This window comes from Specibacter sp. BI4 (genome assembly GCF_056680095.1).
Window position 1 is genome coordinate 512788 of the sequence record NZ_CM155265.1, and the last position, 20187, is coordinate 532974.

At 59.9% G+C, this 20187-nt stretch carries 17 protein-coding genes and 2 tRNA genes; 8 read left to right on the plus strand and 11 right to left on the minus strand.

The genetic code is table 11. From position 1 onward, the window contains the following. Positions 1-2 precede the first annotated feature (2 nt). From AC1L6K_RS02435 to pknB, 5 genes are read left to right on the plus strand one after another with little or no spacing between them, the layout of a single operon-like run. Positions 3-1775 (plus strand): PP2C family protein-serine/threonine phosphatase, encoded by a 1773-nt coding sequence (locus tag AC1L6K_RS02435; protein ID WP_480952677.1) that lies wholly within the window; start codon positions 3-5, stop codon positions 1773-1775. After that, positions 1772-3166, plus strand: coding sequence for an FtsW/RodA/SpoVE family cell cycle protein (locus tag AC1L6K_RS02440; protein WP_480951152.1), 1395 nt, complete (start codon positions 1772-1774; stop codon positions 3164-3166). Before AC1L6K_RS02435 ends, AC1L6K_RS02440 begins: the two co-directional genes overlap by 4 nt. After that, on the plus strand, positions 3163-4617 hold the full coding sequence (locus AC1L6K_RS02445; RefSeq protein WP_480951153.1) for a penicillin-binding transpeptidase domain-containing protein: 1455 nt from the start codon (positions 3163-3165) through the stop codon (positions 4615-4617). Before AC1L6K_RS02440 ends, AC1L6K_RS02445 begins: the two co-directional genes overlap by 4 nt. Further along, positions 4614-6437, plus strand: a complete 1824-nt coding sequence (locus AC1L6K_RS02450; protein ID WP_480951154.1) for a protein kinase domain-containing protein — start codon at positions 4614-4616, stop codon at positions 6435-6437. Before AC1L6K_RS02445 ends, AC1L6K_RS02450 begins: the two co-directional genes overlap by 4 nt. A gap of 52 nt (positions 6438-6489) precedes the next feature. Beyond that, complete coding sequence (gene pknB / locus AC1L6K_RS02455) at positions 6490-8442, plus strand: Stk1 family PASTA domain-containing Ser/Thr kinase (protein ID WP_480951155.1); 1953 nt, start codon at positions 6490-6492, stop codon at positions 8440-8442. Positions 8443-8481: 39 nt separating this feature from the next. Here pknB and AC1L6K_RS02460 read toward each other — a convergent pair whose 3' ends face one another. Continuing rightward, on the minus strand, positions 8482-9120 hold the full coding sequence (locus AC1L6K_RS02460) for an anthranilate synthase component II (RefSeq protein WP_480951156.1): 639 nt from the start codon (positions 9118-9120) through the stop codon (positions 8482-8484). A gap of 168 nt (positions 9121-9288) precedes the next feature. After that, a complete protein-coding gene (locus AC1L6K_RS02465) occupies positions 9289-10068 on the minus strand; it encodes a class E sortase (RefSeq protein WP_480952678.1) in 780 nt (259 codons plus the stop codon). 261 nt (positions 10069-10329) lie between these two features. Between AC1L6K_RS02465 and AC1L6K_RS02470 the strand changes: the two genes are divergently transcribed. Beyond that, a complete protein-coding gene (locus AC1L6K_RS02470; RefSeq protein ID WP_480951157.1) occupies positions 10330-10584 on the plus strand; it encodes a cell division protein CrgA in 255 nt (84 codons plus the stop codon). Here the strand turns inward: AC1L6K_RS02470 and AC1L6K_RS02475 are convergent. The 3 genes from AC1L6K_RS02475 to AC1L6K_RS02485 form a co-directional block, all read right to left on the minus strand. After that, the gene (locus AC1L6K_RS02475) at positions 10581-10877 is read right to left on the minus strand and encodes a hypothetical protein (protein WP_480951158.1); all 297 of its coding nucleotides are present in this window, start codon (positions 10875-10877) and stop codon (positions 10581-10583) included. The genes AC1L6K_RS02470 and AC1L6K_RS02475 overlap by 4 nt on opposite strands. Positions 10878-11177: 300 nt before the next feature. Further along, complete coding sequence (locus AC1L6K_RS02480) at positions 11178-13835, minus strand: LuxR C-terminal-related transcriptional regulator (RefSeq protein WP_480951159.1); 2658 nt, start codon at positions 13833-13835, stop codon at positions 11178-11180. Between the two features lie 650 nt (positions 13836-14485). Continuing rightward, positions 14486-14854, minus strand: a complete 369-nt coding sequence (locus AC1L6K_RS02485; RefSeq protein WP_480951160.1) for a GNAT family N-acetyltransferase — start codon at positions 14852-14854, stop codon at positions 14486-14488. 545 nt (positions 14855-15399) lie between these two features. Here AC1L6K_RS02485 and AC1L6K_RS02490 point away from each other — a divergent pair. Further along, complete coding sequence (locus AC1L6K_RS02490) at positions 15400-15951, plus strand: flavin reductase family protein (protein WP_480951161.1); 552 nt, start codon at positions 15400-15402, stop codon at positions 15949-15951. Positions 15952-16014: 63 nt separating this feature from the next. On the opposite strand, the gene AC1L6K_RS02495 is transcribed toward AC1L6K_RS02490, so the two are convergent. Together AC1L6K_RS02495 and AC1L6K_RS02500 are read right to left on the minus strand one after the other, a co-directional pair. Continuing rightward, on the minus strand, positions 16015-16683 hold the full coding sequence (locus tag AC1L6K_RS02495) for a rhomboid family intramembrane serine protease (RefSeq protein ID WP_480951162.1): 669 nt from the start codon (positions 16681-16683) through the stop codon (positions 16015-16017). Positions 16684-16960: 277 nt separating this feature from the next. Continuing rightward, complete coding sequence (locus AC1L6K_RS02500) at positions 16961-17503, minus strand: peptidylprolyl isomerase (protein WP_444532767.1); 543 nt, start codon at positions 17501-17503, stop codon at positions 16961-16963. Between the two features lie 109 nt (positions 17504-17612). Here AC1L6K_RS02500 and AC1L6K_RS02505 point away from each other — a divergent pair, with 109 nt between their 5' ends. Next, on the plus strand, positions 17613-18644 hold the full coding sequence (locus tag AC1L6K_RS02505; RefSeq protein WP_480951163.1) for a hypothetical protein: 1032 nt from the start codon (positions 17613-17615) through the stop codon (positions 18642-18644). 88 nt (positions 18645-18732) lie between these two features. On the opposite strand, the gene AC1L6K_RS02510 is transcribed toward AC1L6K_RS02505, so the two are convergent. The 4 genes from AC1L6K_RS02510 to AC1L6K_RS02525 form a co-directional block, all read right to left on the minus strand. Further along, positions 18733-19614 (minus strand): DMT family transporter, encoded by an 882-nt coding sequence (locus AC1L6K_RS02510; RefSeq protein ID WP_480951164.1) that lies wholly within the window; start codon positions 19612-19614, stop codon positions 18733-18735. 142 nt (positions 19615-19756) lie between these two features. Continuing rightward, positions 19757-19832: transfer RNA gene (locus tag AC1L6K_RS02515), tRNA-Ala, on the minus strand. A 40-nt stretch (positions 19833-19872) separates the two neighbouring features. Next, the gene (locus AC1L6K_RS02520; protein ID WP_480951165.1) at positions 19873-20010 is read right to left on the minus strand and encodes a DLW-39 family protein; all 138 of its coding nucleotides are present in this window, start codon (positions 20008-20010) and stop codon (positions 19873-19875) included. An 18-nt stretch (positions 20011-20028) separates the two neighbouring features. After that, positions 20029-20102 (minus strand) — tRNA-Ile (locus tag AC1L6K_RS02525). Between the last annotated feature and the right edge of the window lie 85 nt (positions 20103-20187).

A 20187-nucleotide genomic window follows, 5' to 3' on the forward strand; every position in this document is an offset into this window, starting at 1 on the left:
GCATGGCCGAATACCCGCTGACCCTGAGTTATGCCGCCAGATCGCATGTGGGCATGGTCAGGGCAAAAAATGATGACTCCGCCTACGCCGGCCAGTATTTGGCCGTTGTTGCAGATGGCATGGGTGGCCACGCAGGCGGGGACGTTGCCAGTGCCTCCACTGTCCTTGACCTGGTCCATTTGGACCACAACCACCACAATGACGACGCCGGGGCCCACCTCGCCGACGAGATCCAGAGCGCCAACTCCCTGCTCTCCGAACTCGTCCACTTCAATCCTAAATTAGCCGGCATGGGCACCACGGTTACTGCCCTGCTGCTCTCCGGCAACCGTCTGGCCTTCGCGCACATTGGCGATTCACGCGCCTACCGGCTCAAGGATGGCGTCTTCGAGCAGATGAGCAACGACCACACTTTCGTCCAGCGGATGATCGATGAGGGCCGCATGACCGAGGCAGAAGCTGAGGTCCACCCGCACAAGAATGTTTTGATGCGCGTGCTGGGCGACGTTGATGCCTCGCCCGAACTGGACTTGAAGTATTTCGATGCCGTTCCCGGTGAGCGCTGGCTGCTGTGCTCCGACGGATTGAACTTTGTCCGGCACGAAATGATCGAAGAGGTCGTCCGGCATACAAAGTCCCTCGCCAAGGCCGCCGACACCCTCATCGACTTGACGTTGGCAGCGGGCTCTCCCGACAACGTCACCGTCCTGCTCTTCGACATCGTCGAAGCCATCCCCGACGAAACCCCGACAGCGTCCCTCGACGCCATTAGAGCTGCCGCCCCCGTCTCGAACGAGCCTGATCTGCCGCCGTTGCACCCCGCTGTTGAAGCGCACGAGACCGCGGACCGCGACGGTGATGCACCTGCCTCTGAAGCCACGGACAGCGACACCAGTGCTCCTGTCCGCGATGCCACCACCGATTTACCCAAGCCCGACGACGGAGCGATGGTTGCCCCTGCCCCCGCCACCACCGGCGGTGCGCACCCAGTTGACGATGGCGAAGCAGACGATGCTCCGGTTGACGGTGATGACTCCGAAGCGCTTGACGCGCATATTCGGGAGTCTGTGATCCGCCAAGAGCTTGCCTCGCGTCAACACGAGTTGGTTGGTGCGGCCTTGACAGCCAATGCCGAGGGGAAGATCCCGCTTCTGGCAAGGCAACCCGCTACAAAGCGCGCCGCAACCGTCTTGACCCACAAAACCAGCCCCGAGTCCACAATTGTGGAAGACACCGATCTGTCCCTGCCTCGACTGCGCCAACGCCCATGGGTGCTGGCAATTGTGGGTGCCCTGACGGCCATCGTGATCGTGGTGGGCTGCTGGGCGGCTTACGCCTGGACCCAGACACAATATTTCGTGGGTGCCTCGCAGGGAAATGTGACCATTTTCCAAGGTGTTTCACAGTCCTTGGGTCCGATTTCCCTGTCCCATGTCTACCGGGAAACCGATGTTGTTGTTGAATCCCTGCCTGACTACTCACAACAACTAGTGGCAAAGACCGTGCCGGCCTCCACTCTCAGCCATGCTGAACAAATCATCAGCGATCTGCAGCTGGGCACTGGAACCAGCTTGCCGCCATGCGATCTTGTGCCCAAGCCCAGCAACAAGCCTTCAACCACCGGCTCACCAACAAGCACTCCCACCGCACCTGCGCCTGCAACAGCCAGTGCGTCGCCGAAGCCAAGCCCCGTGCCAAGCAGCACTGCTTCCGGGACGGCAGGCCCGGCGACACCGGCGGCAGAACCAACCTGCATTCCCGGAGGTGGAAAATGAGCCAACTGCTGACAGTGGCAAAGCCCCGACGCAACACCGAGCTGCTCCTGCTGGTGTTGGCCCTCGGCATGTCCGCCATGGCAACCGCGCTGGTGAACTTGAACCTGGGTCGCACGTTTGACAACGATTTTTTCACCCAGATGGGCATTTTGGCCGTCCTCGCCATCGGTTTCCACGTAGTTCTGCGCTTCAAGGCAAAATATGCCGATCCGGTCATATTACCGGTTGTCGTGGCGCTCAACGGCCTTGGCTTGGCAGTCATCCACCGCCTGGACATCACCTTCGACGACACCGCTGCGTCGCGCCAATGGATGTGGACTTCTCTGGCCGTGGTGTGCGCCATTGCCGTGATCTGGTTCCTGCGGGACCACAGGATCCTGCGCCGCTACACCTACATTTCACTTCTGGTCTCAGTCATCCTGTTGATCCTGCCCCTGCTGCCGTTCATCGGTGCCGGCAGCGTCAATGGCGCCACGGTCTGGATTTCCGTCGGCCCCTTCTCTTTCCAGCCCGGTGAAATCGCTAAAATCACCCTGGCAATATTCTTTGCCGGATATCTTTCGTCCAACCGGGACTTGATCCTGCTGGCTGGCAAGAAAATCGGCCGGCTGCAGCTGCCCCGTGCCCGGGACTTGGCGCCCATGATCGTTGCCTGGCTGGCCAGTGTGGGCGTGCTGGTGTTCCAGCGCGACCTCGGTTCATCCATCCTGTTCTTTGGCTTGTTCATGGTCATGATCTATGTGGCCACGAGCCGTGTCAGCTGGATCATCATTGGCGTGGGTCTCATCGCCGTTGGCGGAGTGGCCGCCTACCAGATATTCCCGCATGTGGCCCGGCGCATTGACGTGTGGGTCAACGCCTTTGACCCGGCCTACATTGGGGCCGACTTCGGCAGTTTCCAAGTCGTGGAAGGGTTGTTTGGCCTGGCAAATGGTGGCCTGATCGGCACCGGCCTTGGCCAGGGGTCACCCGAAGAACTGCCGGTGGCCAACAGCGACATGATCATTGCCGTCATCGGCGAAGAGCTCGGCTTAATTGGACTCTTTGCGGTCCTGTGCCTGTATGCCCTTCTGGTTGCCCGCGGTTTCCGCGCGGCACTGGGAACAAGGGATGCCTTCGGAAAACTTCTCGCAGTGGGACTGGCATTTGCGGTTGCCCTGCAGTGTTTCATCATCATCGGCGGGGTCACCCGCCTCATCCCCCTGACAGGCCTCACAACCCCGTTCCTGGCCGCCGGCGGTTCGTCCCTGTTGGCCAACTGGATCATTGTTGCCTTGATCCTCAAAATTTCCGATGCCGCCCGACGCCCCATTGACGTGTCCGCAGCGACCACCCCCAGCGATACCAAGCCCCACATCGACAAGCAACAAAAGGAGGTGCCAGCTCCATGAACCAGGCCATCCGCAATTCCTGGATAGTGGCGATCGCTTTGTTTGCGCTGCTATTCGGTTCCATCTCCTACGTGCAGTTCTTCGCCGTGGACTCACTCAACGCCAACCCCAACAACCAGCGACAGTTGGTGAAGAGCTTCTGCAGCGATCGCGGGCCAATTCTTGTTGATGGCCAGGCCATCGCCGAGTCTGTTTCCACCAACACCGACTGCAAGTTCCAGCGCCAATACAACGACCCGTTGCTCTACGCCGGCCTGACTGGATTCTTCAGCAAGTTCTCCGGACAGCACGGTGTCGAATCCGTTATGCGCGACGAACTCACTGGAAACTCGGATGATGCCTTGTTCGACCGCATTGCCCAGACTTTCACCGGCGCGCAGCCGCAGGGCCGGTCGGTTGAACTGACCATCGACTCAAAGATTCAGCAGCTGGCCTACGACATGATCCCGGATGATGTGGGCGGCTCCATAGTCGTAATGAATCCCAAAACCGGCGCGATCATTGCCATGGTCTCCAAGCCCTCCTATGACACCAACTTGATGGCCACCCACGACAGGGCGGCCTTCGAGGCATCCATGGCAGAACTCGTCGCCATCCCCGGAATCAACCTGTTCGGCTCGTCAGCCTACAAGCAGCTGTACGCGCCCGGGTCAGTCTTCAAGATCGTTGACACGGCCGCAGCCCTTGAATCCGGCAAATATACCAAAGACAGCATCCTTCCCAACCCGGCCGCGATGACCTTCCCGGGCATCGATTACACCCTGCCCAACTATGCCAACGGCCAGTGCTACACGCAGGACAAGGCATCATTTGCCTTTGCCCTCGAGAACTCCTGCAACACGCCCTTTGCCAGCATTGCGCTGGATCTGGGACAGGACGCCATCACCGCCCAGGCGGAGAAATTCGGCTTCAATGACAAGTCGCTGACGTTCCCCGATTCAGTCGTCGACAGCCGATTCCCCGGCAGCAAGGGTGAACTGGATGCCCCGGCGTTGGCGCAAAGTGCCATCGGCCAGCGCGATGTTTTGGCGTCACCTCTGCAAATCGCCATGATGACCGCCGCCATTGCCAATGGCGGCAAGCAGATGGCACCCAATCTGGTGAAAACCATCCGCACCCCGGATCTCAAGACAGTATCCAGCCTCACCCCCGAGGTCCTGCGCCAGTCGACAACGCCTGAAATCGCAGCACAAATTACCGAATGGATGGTCAGTGTGGTTGACAACGGCATCGCCTCGGCAGCAGCCGTGCCTGGTGTTCAGGTGGCAGGCAAAACAGGAACCGCCGAACTCGGGGATGGATTGAACAACTCCGTGTTTACCGGCTTTGCACCGGCGAACGACCCGGAGGTGGTGGTCAGCATCGTCATGCCAAATGTGGATGTTGCCACCGGAGCAGAATTGACAAGTCCCAATGCAAGCAAACTCTTCAAGGCGGTGTTGAACAAGTGAGGCCTATTTCTGGTATCACCTTAGGCGGCAGGTTCCAACTCACATCACGCATTGCCATCGGCGGCATGGGCGAGGTATGGAGGGCACAGGATCTGGTCCTGGGCCGGATTGTTGCCATCAAGATCCTCAAGGACGAATACACAGGGGATCCTGGTTTCCGGGCGCGGTTCAGGGCCGAGGCCAAGCACACCGCCTTACTCAACCACGAAGGCATTGCCAACGTCTTTGACTACGGCGAAGAGGATGGCTCAGCGTATTTGGTCATGGAACTGGTCCCCGGTGAGCCACTTTCAGCCTTGATCGAACGCGAGCATGTACTTTCCGCCGACTGGACGCTGTCCATGATCGCCCAGACCGCGCGCGCCTTGGCCGTGGCGCACGCCCAAGGCCTCGTGCACCGTGACGTCAAGCCTGGAAATTTGCTCATCATGCCCGGTGGCAAGGTGAAGATCACGGACTTCGGCATTGCCCGCCTTGCCGACCAGGTGCCGCTGACCCAAACAGGACAGGTCATGGGCACGGCCCAGTACCTGGCTCCGGAACAGGCAACAGGGCAGATCGCCACCGGGGCAAGCGACATATATTCCCTTGGCATTATTGGTTATGAGTGCATCACCGGGCACCGCCCGTTCTCCGGTGAATCCCAAATTGCGATTGCCCTGGCACAGGTCAACGATGCCCCGCCGCCGCTGCCTGACACACTGCCGACGCCCGTGCGCGCCTTGTTGATGTCGATGCTGGCCAAGGAACCAGGCAGCCGGCCCGCAAACGCATTGAAGCTGGCCGAGGCTGCCGAGGCCATTCGCGTCGGCAACGTCAAGGCCGCCCACGCGGCCGTCCCGGGCATGCTGCTCTTTGAGGCAACCACCGGCCCCATTACGGCACCTGTCGACATCAGTGCCACGGCCGCCACCTCCGTGGTCGGCGATGTTGCCGAGCCGTCAACCACGGCCCTTCCCACCGTCATGGATGACGTCCAGCCGGCCGCCGCGCAGCCAACCCGGTCTGAAATGCTCGGGGCCGAGCGGGCATGGCAAGCTGAGAGCGACGAACACGAGCTTGCACCCGAAGACGACGGGACGCCTCCTGACGCGCCTGCCAAGAAGGGCCGCAGCCCTTGGACCTGGCCGATGGTGGGCCTGCTGATCCTGCTGCTCTTCGCCGTGGGTGCCTTATTGATGCAAGGCCTGGGCCTCTTTGGCGGGACACCCTCGCCCACCGAGTCCAACAGTCCCAGCATTACTGCCCCGCCCACGACGACTTCAACGGCCCCCACACCGACCGAGACCCCGGAACCGACGACCGAAGCACCGGTGGAGATTACCCTGAATCGCGACAGCCTTCGTGGACAAACATATGAAATTGTGGCCGCGGAAATAACAGCCAAGGGTTTGGTGCCCAACCGCGTAGACGAATTCGACGCCACGGCGCCGGAGGGGATCGTCACGGATGTTACTCCTGTTGCAGGCCTCCATGTCGGGGACAGTGTCAACGTCACCGTTTCAAAGGGCGCCGAGACAACAGCTGTTCCGTCCTCCGTCGGCCAGGAAGGCAATGCTTACGACCAGGCACTTGTCGCCGCAGGCTTCATCCCCAACCGGGTCGAGGAGCCCTCGTCCTCGGTGGCCAAGGGCCTCGTCATTCGCACCGACCCCACCGCGGGAACCCAGGTTGAGACAGGGTCCACAGTGGCCTATTACGTCTCCACCGGTCCCGAGCCAACTCCGGAGCCAACTCCCGAGCCGAGCGAGTCTGCAGCTGCCGAAGGCGCGCCGACCCCGGCTGCACCGGCTATTCCGGAAAAACCAAAGGCCCCGTAGTTGCAAATTCCCGCCCCACATTCCCACCCATTGAAAGGACAAACAGGTTCCCATGAGTGTTCCACGCGTCCTTAACGACAGGTATGAGATTGGGGAACTCCTGGGCCGCGGCGGCATGGCCGACGTCTACAAGGCCCAGGACATCCGCCTTGGCCGTTCCGTGGCCATCAAGCTGCTGCGTGCCGACGTGGCCCGCGATTCGCACCTGCAGGCCCGCTTCCGACGTGAAGCCCAGGCCGTGGCGGGGTTGAACCATCCGTCAATAGTTGCCGTCTACGACACCGGCGAGCATGTCACGAAGGAGCAGCTCCGCGACAGTGCGCATCTGCCGTACATCGTCATGGAATACGTCCACGGCAAGACGTTGCGGGACTTGATTCGCAGCAAGGACATCAGCGTCGAGCAGGCCATCGAATACACCACGGGCATACTCTCGGCACTCGATTACAGCCACCGCTCCGGCATAGTGCATCGCGACATCAAGCCGGCGAACGTCATGGTCACCGAGGACGAGCACGGTGTCCTGGGACAGGTCAAGGTCATGGATTTTGGCATTGCCCGGTCCATGTCGGATTCGGCGGCAACCATGACCCAGACGCAGACAGTCATGGGCACCGCGCAATATCTCTCACCCGAGCAGGCCCGCGGCGAGAGTGTGGACGCCCGCAGCGACCTCTACTCCGCCGCCTGCCTGTTGTACGAAATGCTGGCCGGACGGCCACCCTTCACCGGCGATTCCCCCGTCTCCGTGGCATACCAGCATGTGCGTGAGCTGCCTCCCGAACCCAGCACCTTCAACCCGGAACTTACACCCGCCCTTGACGCGCTCTTGCTGCGCGCCCTGCAAAAGGACAGGCAACACCGCTTCCAGGATGCGGCCTCCTTCCGCCGTGCCCTTCGTGCCGCCAGCAGCGGTGTCATGCCCACTCCCGGCCCCGGCGTCTCCCGCACTCCGAGCCCTGAGACTGTAGTAGTTCCGGCCACCCCGACGGCTGCGGCTGTCACAGGGGACGTTGGTCCTGGCGAGACTGGCCCTGGGCAGATTGGCACCCCGGACGACGGCGGCCCCTCCACCCGCGCCATGGCGAAAGTCATGGCTGGGGGAGCCCTGACCACGGATGACGCCGTGTTCGTAGAGGCCGCCGATGTGCCGCGTGCCCAAAAACGGCGACGCAGGGCCTGGATGGTCACCTTGTTTGTGCTCGTGGCCATTATTCTTGGCGGTGGTGCCGTGCTCGGCTACAACTTGATCAATGCCAAGCCCGCCGCCGTCCAGCAAATCACTATTCCGGCCCTGGCCGGTGAGAACAGGGACAGTGCCGAGCTCCGGCTCACAACTTTGGGAATGGTCCCGCACCCCACTGTCGAATTTTCCGAGTCAGTACCTGCCGGCGAGGTAATCCGCACGACGCCGAAGGCGGGAGCGTTTGTTGACCCCGGCTCGACCATTGAATTATTTGTGTCAAAAGGTCGGTCAGAGCTGACGATTCCCAAGGAGCTGGCTGGCAAGACAGAGTCAGAGGTGCGGTTTGACCTCGGGGGCCTGGACTTGAAATTCAACTCCAACGTCATGGTCAACGACGGGTCGATCCCAGCGGGCTCCGTTGTTACAACAGACCCGGCACCCGGTGAGACAGTACCTGTGGGCTCCGAAATCACCCTGAAGATCTCCACCGGCCAGGTCTTGATGCCGTCCTTGTTCGACTTGACCAAGGAGCCCGATGCGGTCAAGGCAACTGTTGAGACTGCCTTGAAGGCTGTGTCACCAAATTTGAGCGTGACGTTTGAGGAAGCTGAGAATGCGGTTGTCACCCCGGGCATGGTGACAAATCAGTCGATTGCCGCCGGGACGGCTGTCGAACAGCGGACAACTGTTGTGGTGACCTTGGCCAAGGCGCCTCCCGAGCCTGTGAAACCAACACCCAGCGCCACGCCGACTCCCACCCTCAAGCCCCCTGTCATTCCGACAAAGAAGCCCGCGTCGCCGGCGCCGGGCAAGGAGTGACACTGTCGATCTACCGCGTGGTGGGCGGCGGCGTGCCTGTCAGCCGTTGATGAGCGGGCTCAACGTTGCAGCCCGGCCGGCCGCGCCCACCAGTCCAAGGGACTCAAGCCAGTTGCCCAACATGGCGTAGCCGCCCTCGGTCAGCACAGACTCCGGATGGAACTGAACCCCGCACAACGGTGCGCTCTTGTGCGCCAAACCCATGATGGCGCCGTCGGCCGTCACAGCAGTAACGTCCAGTATCTCGGGGACGCTCGCCGGCACCACAGACAGTGAATGGTAGCGGGTGGCCGTGATGGGGCTTGGCAGTCGCGCAAACACGCTGGTTCCGTGGTGCAGCACCTCGCTGGTCTTGCCGTGCATGAGCTGCTCGGCATGCGTGACAACGCCGCCGTAGGCCTCTGCCAGCGCCTGATGCCCCAGACAGACGCCAAGCATCGGCTTGGCATGCTCCCCGCACCATTTGATCAATTCGATGCACACGCCGGCCTCCGCAGGCGTGCCGGGACCGGGGGACACCAAAACTCCGTCACGGGCAGTGGCGAGCTCCACGGCTTCAGCCAGGTTGACGTCGTCATTGCGCACAACTGTGGTTTCTGCACCGAGTTGCTGCAGATAGCCAACCAGCGTGTAAACAAAACTGTCGTAGTTGTCTATGACAAGTATCCGAATCGACATCTCAGGCTCCTCGGCCAATTGTGGAATCTGTCAGGGGATTGAACTGGGAGAGCCACGGGAAGACGAACTGCATCAACACAAGCACTGCCGCCGCAACAAACAACAAAGTGGTGAGAATGCGGAACCACAGTGGCCCTGGCAGGTGACTAAAAATCCAGCCGTACATGGTCAGCCTTTCTGGTTTGCTGCAACTTGGTCGGCGATGGCCATTGGCGGGCCGGCACTGGCCGGCTGCCATGATTCCAGGACCGAGTAGGCAATGATGCGTTCCTCGGAACCAAACCGTGGATTGCAGCTGGTCATGGTCAGGAAACCTTCCGTGGGAGTGGCATCCGCCTGGGTGGGCACGGGCAACAGGACATCGCCGTCATTGGGCAGCACGATCTCGTTGTTGCGGAAAACGTAGGTGTAGTACCCGTCCTTGGTTTGGACGTAGACCTTGTCGCCGGGAACCAGGGTGTGGATGGCATCCAATACGGCGCCGTGCGTTTGCCTGTGGCCGGCAATGGCAAAGTTTCCGATGCCACCGGGCATTGTTGAACTGTCGTAGCGGCCCAGTCCCAGGGTATCCAGCTGCGCCGGAGCCACGCCCTCTACGAGTGGGCGGCTGTATGTTGCACCAAAACGGGGAACATACACAACGCCGAACACCGTGTTTGGCGTTTCCGGGGCGTCCATGACCACGGGCGGGCCAAAGTCGGTGGGAACATCAGGATTCTGGGGAGTCACCGGACCCTGGAAGTCCTGGGCAAATTGCGAAACCGCTGCCTGCTGTGCCGTATTGGCTTCAATATTTGTCCACCACAGCTCCCACACCACAAACAACAGCAGGATGACCCCACAGGTTATGAGAAATTCGCCCAGGACCTGGATCAAGGTCCGAAAGAAACCCTGTTTGGGCCGTTGCTCACGGCGGCGTCGAGCGGCACGCCTGCTCTGGTTGTGCACCTTCGCGTTGTCGGAGATCAGCTCGTCCACACCCACAGCTGTTTCGGCATGGCTTGGCGATTGAACCACGCGGGTCTCCTGACTGAAGTTGAGCGGCAATGTCGTGCAATCCGCGGCTGCTCTAAAGACAGCTAGAATTACGTCAACAATACCGGCTGTTCACCACCCAGGAACAATTCACCCAGCCTCATCAGGGATAATGAACGGGCCGTCCACACAACGAAGTCGTCGTTTGCACGATCACAATGTCAAGGAGCTCCTGTGCCAGAGTCAAAATCGCGTCGCCGCCCCACAAAAGGTCCGGCCGAAACGCCTGCCAGCAAAACACAGCAGCCCAACGCCGTTTGGTTTCTTCCGGTCATGGTGACCTTGATGCTCCTGGGACTGGTTTGGATCATCACCTACTACATCTCTGACGGCAAGTTCCCGATCCCCAACATCCATAACTGGAATATTGGCATTGGCTTTGCCATCGCCTTGGCAGGATTCATGATGACTACCCGCTGGCGCAGCTAGTCCTCACCTTTTTCTTCAGCTATTTTCCGGTCTTCGCCCGCTTCACTTTGCACGTAGCGGCCCTTGGGACCTTCTGCAGTCCGGCCTGCCACATCACCGGCAGTGCCGTAGTCGGCCTCAACGAATCTGCCGGTGTCGGCATTCTCAACGGCATCCTCGGTGCCCGCGTCCCCGTAGTCGCCTTCAACGTAGCGACCCTCCGGGTCTCCGGTCATGTGTCCTTGTTCTGATCCCGATTTGCCGTACTGGCCCTGAATGTAGCGGCCGCGGTTGGCTTCATCTTGTGTGGACATCGTGCTGCCCTGCTTTCTAGGGCCCCACAACCGCTCAGCTGGTTGGCTGGCATGGGTGATGCCCTTCCTTTCATTCTAGGCCGCTTGCAGGCTTCTGGACAGGTCGCCCCACGGCCCGATGGCATGTTGGCGTCCGACACAGCATCGTCCCTGTTGGGGGCTGCCACGGCAGCTTGCTCCCAGGAACATCAAGCCTTCATCGAGCCAGTCCAGGCTGTGGAACTGGAATGCCTGCGTTCCGAGTGGCCCAGGGGCGTTCACTCGTGGTGGTGCAAGCATCGCTGGCCACATGCTGCCCTGTCATGGGTAGTAAGCGCCCTGTTCCTCTTTTCGAACTTCCCGGGGCATCATGGCGGCCAATTGATCCCGGGATTGGATATCCAGCTTGATGAACGTCCTGTAGAGGTGGCCCTCAATGGTGCGCAGTGAAACATTCAACCGTGACGCAATGGAACTGTTGGATTCGCCTTGGGCCACGAGCAGGGCAATTTGGTGTTCACGCCGGGTCATCTTCGGCTGGTCAATGGCCTGGAATACCGGTGACACGAGCCCAGGCATTTGTTCACGCATGGCCACGACCTTGCTTGCTGACTGGCGGCTCTTATGCACTTTTCCGTTGTCATTGAACTTCTTCAGTGCATGCGTGGCAAGCTCTACGGCAACAAGCTCAAAGCCGTAGTCCATGGCAGTTGCGCTGGCATGGTCAAGACTTGCGGCATCCTGGGAGCGCATCGCCTTGGACCATTCAACAAAGAACTCCCGGCTGCTGGACTCCAATAGTTCCGCAACCTCGGCCAACCTGACAATCGCGGCTGCGTCACCAACGCGCACCATCAGGGACAGGACTGTCAGCTCAATGCCAAGGTAGCCCTGCCCCTGGCAGTCCCGCCGCAAGCTTCGCAGCCGGGCCAAACCCAATTCCGACTGCCCGGTCATGAACTGGGCGGCAGCGGCGTAGGCCGCGCCCTCCAATTCATAGAACTTGCCGCTGCGGCGGCTTACCGATGACAGCTGCGTCAGGCTGTCCTGTGACCCCGGCAGGTCACCGCGCATAACCAGGCAGTAGGCCTGCAGGCCCAGGGCTGTGGGCAGAACCGACCAGGGATCGTAGTCATTGAGAGCACCCGCAGCAGACTCCAATGCCGTCAATGCTTCTTCGATATGGCCCCGCCGAACCTGCATCATGGCCGCGGCCAAGTCCCGCAACCCTCCGGAGTACAGCATGAGGTCAGGATTGATGAATGTTGCCGGCTCCAGGGCCGCGCGCACATGCGCCCAGGCGCCGTCGTAAATGAGTGCCGCGACAGATCGGGTGTAGGCCAAAATTGCAATGTCCGGACGCGGGAACCCATCGGGGCTTTCCAGTGCTGCAATGACTTCCATGGCCAGCGCAACCGCCGCGCTCATTTTTCCGGTGGCGCTGAGCACCTCAACATACAGTGACTTTATGAGGACCTGGTCAGCAACATTGCCAGTCAGTGGATGTTTTAAAAGTGCTTTGATGCCCTCTACGGCGCTCTCCACGTTGCCCAGGGAAACAGCATTGATGGCGTACACGATCAACACATCAACCTCTGCCCTCGTGGAGGCATCGTTGAGGACAGCCGGGCCAAACCGGCTTTCATACCGGGCGGCTGCCTCTTCGAAGTGGGTCTGGTAATCCACTTCGGCCAAGTGGGTCAATTGCACGGCGCGCAGTGCCCTGGCGGCAACCTGCGGGAGTGCTGCCAAATCAAGCGCATGCAGGGCAAGGCTTCGTGCCTCGTCCACAGAATTTTGGTTCAGCAGGGCAATCGAACGCTCAGCCAGCAAAGCTGCCTCGTGGACTTCACCCACACCGCTGCCGCTGAATTGCAAAGCCTCGCGCGGACGCATCAGTTGGTTTGCCCACACTGTCGCTTCCAAGATGCGATCTTCATCGACGGGCAGTCCGCAGTCCAGTGCCCACCGGGTGAAATTGATGATTGTTTCAGGGTCGGAGTGATCCACGGTGGGCAGGAGTTTCGAGACTTCAGCCAGGAACCGCCTGCTGCGCCCGATAGGAACCATTGTCCGGATTGCAGCCGCCATGGCAGGGCGGGAAAGGCGCATGGTCAACGCCGGGCCGGGAACGATTTCAACAAGTTCCCGCTGTTGAATCTCGTCAATTATCTCCGGACTGGCCAAATCAAGCATGACGTCCAGCGGCAGTGAGCCTGCAAGCGCGAGAATTTCAACGATCCGGCGGGTTTCATCCGTCTGGTGGTCCAGATCCATCTGCAGGAATTCCCAGGACTCAGCTCCCAGCCGGCCGGCTGGATGATCGAGGATCCACACATTGTTGAGCTTGCGAAGGGAACCCTCCTCCTGTGCGCCGGCCACCAACCCATGGAGCACCAGCGGGTTCCCTGCCGAGCGGCTGGCCAGGTAGCTGGCGGCAGAAAGGGCCACCTTTCCACCCAGAATCTCCTCAAGAAATTCTTGTATGTCTTCGGATTGCAGCGGCGCCAATTCGAAACGCGCCAGGTGCCCGTCTCGCCACAGTTCGCGCAAGTAGGTGTTGTGGCTGCCGGGCTGGTCCACCAAGATCAATTTCGCTTCTGAGGACATGACCACCTGCATGATGATGGACGCACTTTGACTGTCCAGATATTCAGCGTTGTCCACCATCAGGAACACGCCGTGTGAACTCGTTGCGGCCGTGTGGATTTGATCCAGCAAACCGTTGAGCACCTCGTAGTGGTCATTGCTGCGGACCAGATTCACGCCTACTCGTGCGTTGACGGCGCCAAAGGGAATTGCTGCCAGTGCCTTGCTTGCGGACAGCCTGATCGTGACGGCCTCCGGGCCCAGCGCGGCTCGGATTTGACCCAGCATCCAAGTCTTTCCGGCACCGCGGGAGCCGACAATAAGCACCCCCCGCGAGGAGCTGCCAGTCAGCTTCCTAACAATATCCCCAACATTTGCCCGGCGGGCCACGCATCCTCATTTCATTGAGCACCGGCCCAGCCTGCCCGGCTTACGCACCAACCGCAGCGCCCGGCCAGCCACACGCTGCGTTGACTCAGTCAGCTAAAACTATCTTCAGTGTATGGATGCAACGGGGTTGTGTCGATGGAACGGACGAATTAGGGGAGAATCAGCTGCTCGCCAGGCACAGCTCCCACGCCAACGCTCACGACGTCGAACAGTCGAACAGTTGTTGGCCGGCAGTGCTGAGGTCGCCGGCAGATATGCAGTTGGTCCCGGTGGCAGTCCGCACGGCTGACCCCCTTCACGGCGCGCATGGTTGGGCCCGAGCGGTGTTCCAACGTGTGCTCCGCAGGCCACTTGGAGATCCCTTGACCTGGGTGGCAGATGCAAAGCGCCCGGCTCACCATTAGGAGGATCCACACCGAAAACGTCACGAACGGCGCCCCTCTGAAAGCGCTGGGAACTGTCAACCACCGGTGTTGCGACCAGCCGTGACATTCAAGCGCCAATATGCGACCGGTGGCGCGCAGAATTCCATCCTGCAAAACTGTAGGATCCCAAACTCGCTTTCATCAGTGGAGCGCCCTGACCTGCGGCTATGCCCGGCCTGTGGACACTGAGATTCCCAGTTTCAGGTCACTTTCCTCGGATTCGAACTAGACCAAGGAACACGCCAGAGTCAGCATGGGCAAACCACCGAGCGAACGATCCTCTCTGAGGCCTGCTTGCGTCATCCCAACTGACTCGTTCAAGCGGATCGCCCTGGTGTTTCCTTCTCGCACCTGCAACTCGAACCGTGTGTAACCACTCTCTTCGGCCTTTAGTAAAGCATCGGACAAAAGGGCACGGCCACCGCCTCGACCTGATGAGTACAGTTCCAAGGCGAGCATCTCCAAACGTGCTACCCGTTCCCCACGATCGACGGTTAGGGCAAAGCCATTCACATCACGGCCAAGTACAGCAAATCGAACGACTTGCTGTGCGAACTTCTCACGGGCACGAACCCCGACCACCAAAGAATCCACTTGTCCATTCCTCGCAGCCAAAGCATCCAGCCAGCTACCCAATGCAACATCGCACGAACTCTTTTGACCCTGAACAAGGGCCCTGACAATGCGGCGACAGGTGACACGACGCTGAGAACGGTGACATCCAAAACGAGAACCTGAAAAGCGCACCACGGCACCGCAATATATGTTATTGTCCCCAAGGTTCTCCACACTGTGGATAACTTTTTCCCACAACCCACAGACTTGTCCACCGGGGTTGATAACTTATTCGAACTGTCCACAACCCATCTTCGAAGCCGTAGTTGTCCCGAGTTGTTCACAAAGTTATCCACAGGAGTGGATAACTTTGGGTCCATTTTCGCTGAACCACGGCAAGAAGACCGTCAGAAAGTAATCCACAGCTGTGGAATTACATGTGTGTAACTTATACCCAGTGTGCATAACCTTGGGGACAACCCCTTGTACGACTACTTTTCACATACTAGAACTACAGCTCTGTAAGTTATACCCACATGTGGACAGTGCTGTGGACAACTGTGAATACGTGCGACGATGAGGTCATGGAACTAGCTGACACCCTTGATATACGCAGGGTTTTCCCACAGGGTCCGACACAGGACCAGATCGACGAATTTCGCCGGCTCGGGGCCGAACAGGCCAGCGGAGTGGCCATCATTAGCACGAGAATTCGCAACCGCGACTACGCAGCCACCGTCAGTGCCTACTTGTCAGTGTCCTACGACCCTCCGACATTGCTGGTCAGCCTCTATTCAGAATCCAGGATTGCGCTGGCCGTGGCGGAGTCGGGATCCTGGGCGTTGTCGCTTCTAACAGCTGACCAGAAGCCCCAGGCAAATTGGCTCGCCAGTCCTGGAACGCCAGTGGAGGGGCTTCTCAATCAGATAGATTTTAGGCGCGGGCCACTCACAGGCAATGCAGTAATTGCAGGGGCACTGGCTTTTTTTGAAGTCCAAACCACTGCCATCCACGAGGCAGCAACGCATCTGCTGGTGGTGGGGTCGGTGGTTTCCATGGGTGAGGACGCACCCTGGAAAAAAGACCTCTCACCGCTGCTCCACTACGGCGGCGACTATCGCCAGCTCAAGCCGTAGTCTCTGCGCCCTATGTGTGGCCCCGCCAGTTGGCAGTTAGCGGTTAGCCAGACATGGATGAAGCTAAAAGGGGAAGGTTGAGACCTTGTACAGCGTCAGGCCAACCAGGAGCACCGCGACTGCCGCAATTCCACCCCACTGGACCAGGTTGCGGTTCTTGGCCGGCGCGTAGGCAATGGCTGCCGTGCAGAGGGCGCCGGCGATCAGGCCACCAAGATGTGCCTGCCACGCAATGTTCGGGATCACGAACCCAATGGCAGCGTTGATGGCCAACAGCACCAGAATTTGCCGCAAGTCCCCGCCACGTTTCTTCTGCACCACAAACAGTGCGCCAAACAAGCCGAAGACCGCTCCAGAGGCACCAACGACAACGGTGTCGATGGGCGAGAGCAGCAGGACCCCCACGGACCCGGCAAATGCGCTGACAAGATAAACAGCGAGGAAGCGAACTCGACCAAAGGCAGATTCGAGCGCATTGCCCAAGATCCACAGCGCATACATGTTGAAGGCAATGTGCATGAGGTTTGGTGAATGCAGAAACGCGGAGGTGAGCATGCGCCACGGTTGCGTCTCCGTCAGGAACGGAGCGTAGGCAAAGTTTTGAAAGATGAAGTCCTTGGGGATCGCCCAATCCAGCGCGAAGGCCACAACACAAATTGCCATCATCGTGATTGTGACAACGGGACGGCCGGCACGGGCAACGCCGCCAAACAAGGTGCGCCGGGAAGGCACCGACTTTGTCGCCTCACGGACGCAGTCCACACACTGTATTCCCACAGCCGCGCTGCGCTGGCAATCCGGGCACGTTGGCCTGCCACACCGCTGACAGCTCACGTAGGAGACACGGTCGGGGTGGCGCGGGCAGACAGGGGCTCCTGTGGAGGATCCCTGGACCGGGAATGCAGAACTCATGGAGTGGGTCCTAAAGGGAAGAATATAAGGAAGGCTTTGGCCGCCGGGTCCAATCGGAACCAGCGGCCAAAGCCCTGAAAACTAAAAGAAGTGTTGGTTAGAGCTGCTCAACGGTGACGGAGTTGATGACAACATCTTCACGCGGCTTGTCGCCTGCACCGGTTGCCACGCCCTCGATGGAGTCCACAACGGTGCGTGACGCCTCATCGGCGACCTCACCGAAGATTGTGTGCTTGCCCTGCAGCCAGCTGGTGTTCACCGTGGTGATGAAGAACTGTGAACCGTTCGTGCCGCGGCCGCCCTGGATGCCGGCGTTGGCCATGGCGAACTTGTAGGGGTCGTTGAAGTTCAGGTCGGGGTTGATCTCGTCGTCAAACTGGAAGCCGGGGCCGCCAATTCCACGGCCCAGCGGGTCGCCGGCCTGGATCATGAAGTCTTTGATGATGCGGTGGAAAATGGTGCCGTTGTACAGCGGGGCGTTGGTTTTTTCACCGGTGGCCGGGTGTGTCCATTCAATGGATCCGGTCGCCAGGCCAACAAAGTTGGCCACTGTCTTGGGGGCGTGGTTACCAAAGAGGTTTACCACGATGTCGCCAAGGCTGGTGCTGATAGTTGCTTTTGCAGTTGGAATAGCAGTCATGGCGATATTCTGCCATGCCAAGGTGGGAAACTTCTGACAAGAACACCCATTCCGCGCCGGGCGAACTGGCAATGATAGCAAGAGCGCGGTCGGGGACGTAGGCTAAAACATGAAACTGCTGACATATGGAGGAAACGTGAAGAAGGTTGACCGCTTAACCCAAGGTTTGGAAGACTCACTCAATACCGGTGTGGACAACGCAAAGGACTGGGCTGCTCCCCATGTGGAAAGCGCCAAGGACTGGACCGCCCCCCGTGTGGAGGCAGCGCTTGGCTGGGCTGTTCCGCGCATTGAAAGGGGCATCGAGCATGCCTCGCCCCTCGTTCAGGACAGCCTTCGCAAGGCTGCCCAGTACACGGCCGACGGCGTTGCTGCCGTGACGCCGAGGTTGCAGGAAGGGCTTGAGAAGTTGGCACCAAGAATTTCAGATGCCGTTGATGAGGCGACACCCCACATCCAGGAAGCCTTGGGCAAAGCCGGCCCGGCGATTACCTCCGCGAAGGACAAGGTCGTCGGCGGCTACATCCCGCTGGTTTCCGGCAAGCTCGGGGACGCCGCCCACGCCGTCGAAGTTGCACTGGAAAAATCCAGGGTGTCACATCAGGTGGAGATTGCGGCCGCGAAGCTGACAGGCAACAAGAAGGCCTTGGCCAAGGCTGAAAAGGCTGCGTCCGAGGCCGCCAAGAAATTTGCCGCCGAGCTGAAAAAGGCTGCCAAGAAGGACAAGAAGTCCGGCAAGGGTTGGATTGTGGTTGGTATTGTGGTGGCGGCAACTGCTGCCGGTGTCGCCGTCTGGAAGGCGTCCAAGCCCGTGGCCGACCCTTGGAAGACGCCAGCCCCCACGCCCCAGGCTCCGGTTTCGGTCCCTGCACCGGTTCCCGCGGACGGCGGCGCACCCAAGACCGCTGAGAAGGAAGCCGACGCTGTGGCCGAGAAGGCGAAGGAAACCGCGGCTGCTGTTTCCGAAAGGGTTTCACAGGCTGTGCCGAAGCCCGCTTCAAAGCACGTTTCTGAGGCCAAGGAGGATCTCTCCAGTGCCGCTGACGACGCCAAGGAGGCCGTGAAGGATGCCAAGGACGCTGTTGTCCACGCTGTGAACGATGCGGCACCCAAGCCGAAGCCGACAGAACCCAGGAAGTAACCGCAGCGCTGGGCAACCAGCTGCCGCAATGTGCACCACATGTTGAAGTGGGGCCGGGATCATTCAGTGATCCCGGCCCCACTTTCGTTTAAGTACCGTTCCCACGCAGTTTGACGCCGCTGCGTCCTTGGCGGAGAACAACAATGGCCAGGCCCGCAAGGATCAGTGCCAGTCCTGCATAGGTCCCACCCGGCAATATTTGGCCGAGAAAGTATCCGGCCAGCAGCGCGGCGCCCGGAATTTCAACCAAAATCATCATTGACACCACGAGCGGGGAAATGGTGGCCAGGAGGTGGTTGAAGATGGTGTGCCCGAACAACTGTGCGACCACAGTCACGGCCACAATGCCCCACCACGCTTCGGGAGGAATGTTGACCAGCGGCTGGCCGAAGGCGAAACACAGCGCCAGCAGAATCACCGAACAGAGGCAGTAGCAAAGGCTTGAGTAGACACTTGTTGACAGGCTCTTGCGCGCCTTGGAACCGGCAAGGGTGTAAACGGCTGCCAGAACTCCACCGGCCACCGCGAGAAGGTCTCCCAGCAGGGACTCGGGAGAGATTCCCATGTCGAACCCGGTAATCACCTCAACGCCGGCCAGCGCCGTCCCCAAGCCCAGCAGGACGGGCGTGGAGGGCCTGGCGCCCCGCACCCACTGGAACAATGCTATCCACGCTGCCTGCAGGCAGACGAGGGCCGTGGCCGCCGCCACGCTCGTCAGCTTCACCGACGTCACAAAGCACGCGAAATGCAGGGCCAGGGCGGTTGCGGCGATGGCCGTGTATTTCGCTTCCCGGCGGGTCAACGAGACAAATGGGCGTGGATTCCGCACGAGCGAGGGAATCCCCAGCGCAACCGCACCGAAAACGTTGCGCCACAGCGCGATCGTCAGGGCCGGCGCCATCGTTGCAGCCATGATTGGCCCCGAAGCTGAAACACCCAGGATGCCCACGACGGCCAGAAGAATTATCACGGTCCAAGCGTAGGACACCACGGGCAGCGGCCGGCACGGTGGCCGGCAGCCCGGCCCGGCCGCTACCCCCCCCACAGCCGTGGGCGGGTGCGCGGGGAAAACAAAAAAACGATCCTGGTCCGGAGACCAGGATCGTTCTTCATGGTGGAGGCACGGGGACTCGAACCCCGAACCCCCTGCTTGCAAAGCAGGTGCGCTACCAATTGCGCCATGCCCCCATGAGGCTGATTCAGTATATATGAAACAAAACCAAAAGATTCAATTTACTGAATCAGTTGCCCTGCTCCACGTTGTCTTCACAACTTTGGATTTCCGCCACTTCTTGTTCAAGAATATTGCACCAGCAAAAGCCGCGGCCAAAATTAGCAACTTCTTCACTGCGCACCATCCTTCCACGAGAACCGGCAGGTTCCGTGGGCGTACCTGGACTTGAACCAGGGACCTCTTCGTTATCAGCGAAGCGCTCTAACCGCCTGAGCTATACGCCCTCATTGACCCTCAGCGGGCCGAGATAAAACTTTACCCCACACATTCCCAAAGTCCCAAATCGGCGGGTCCACGGGGTGCCCGGAC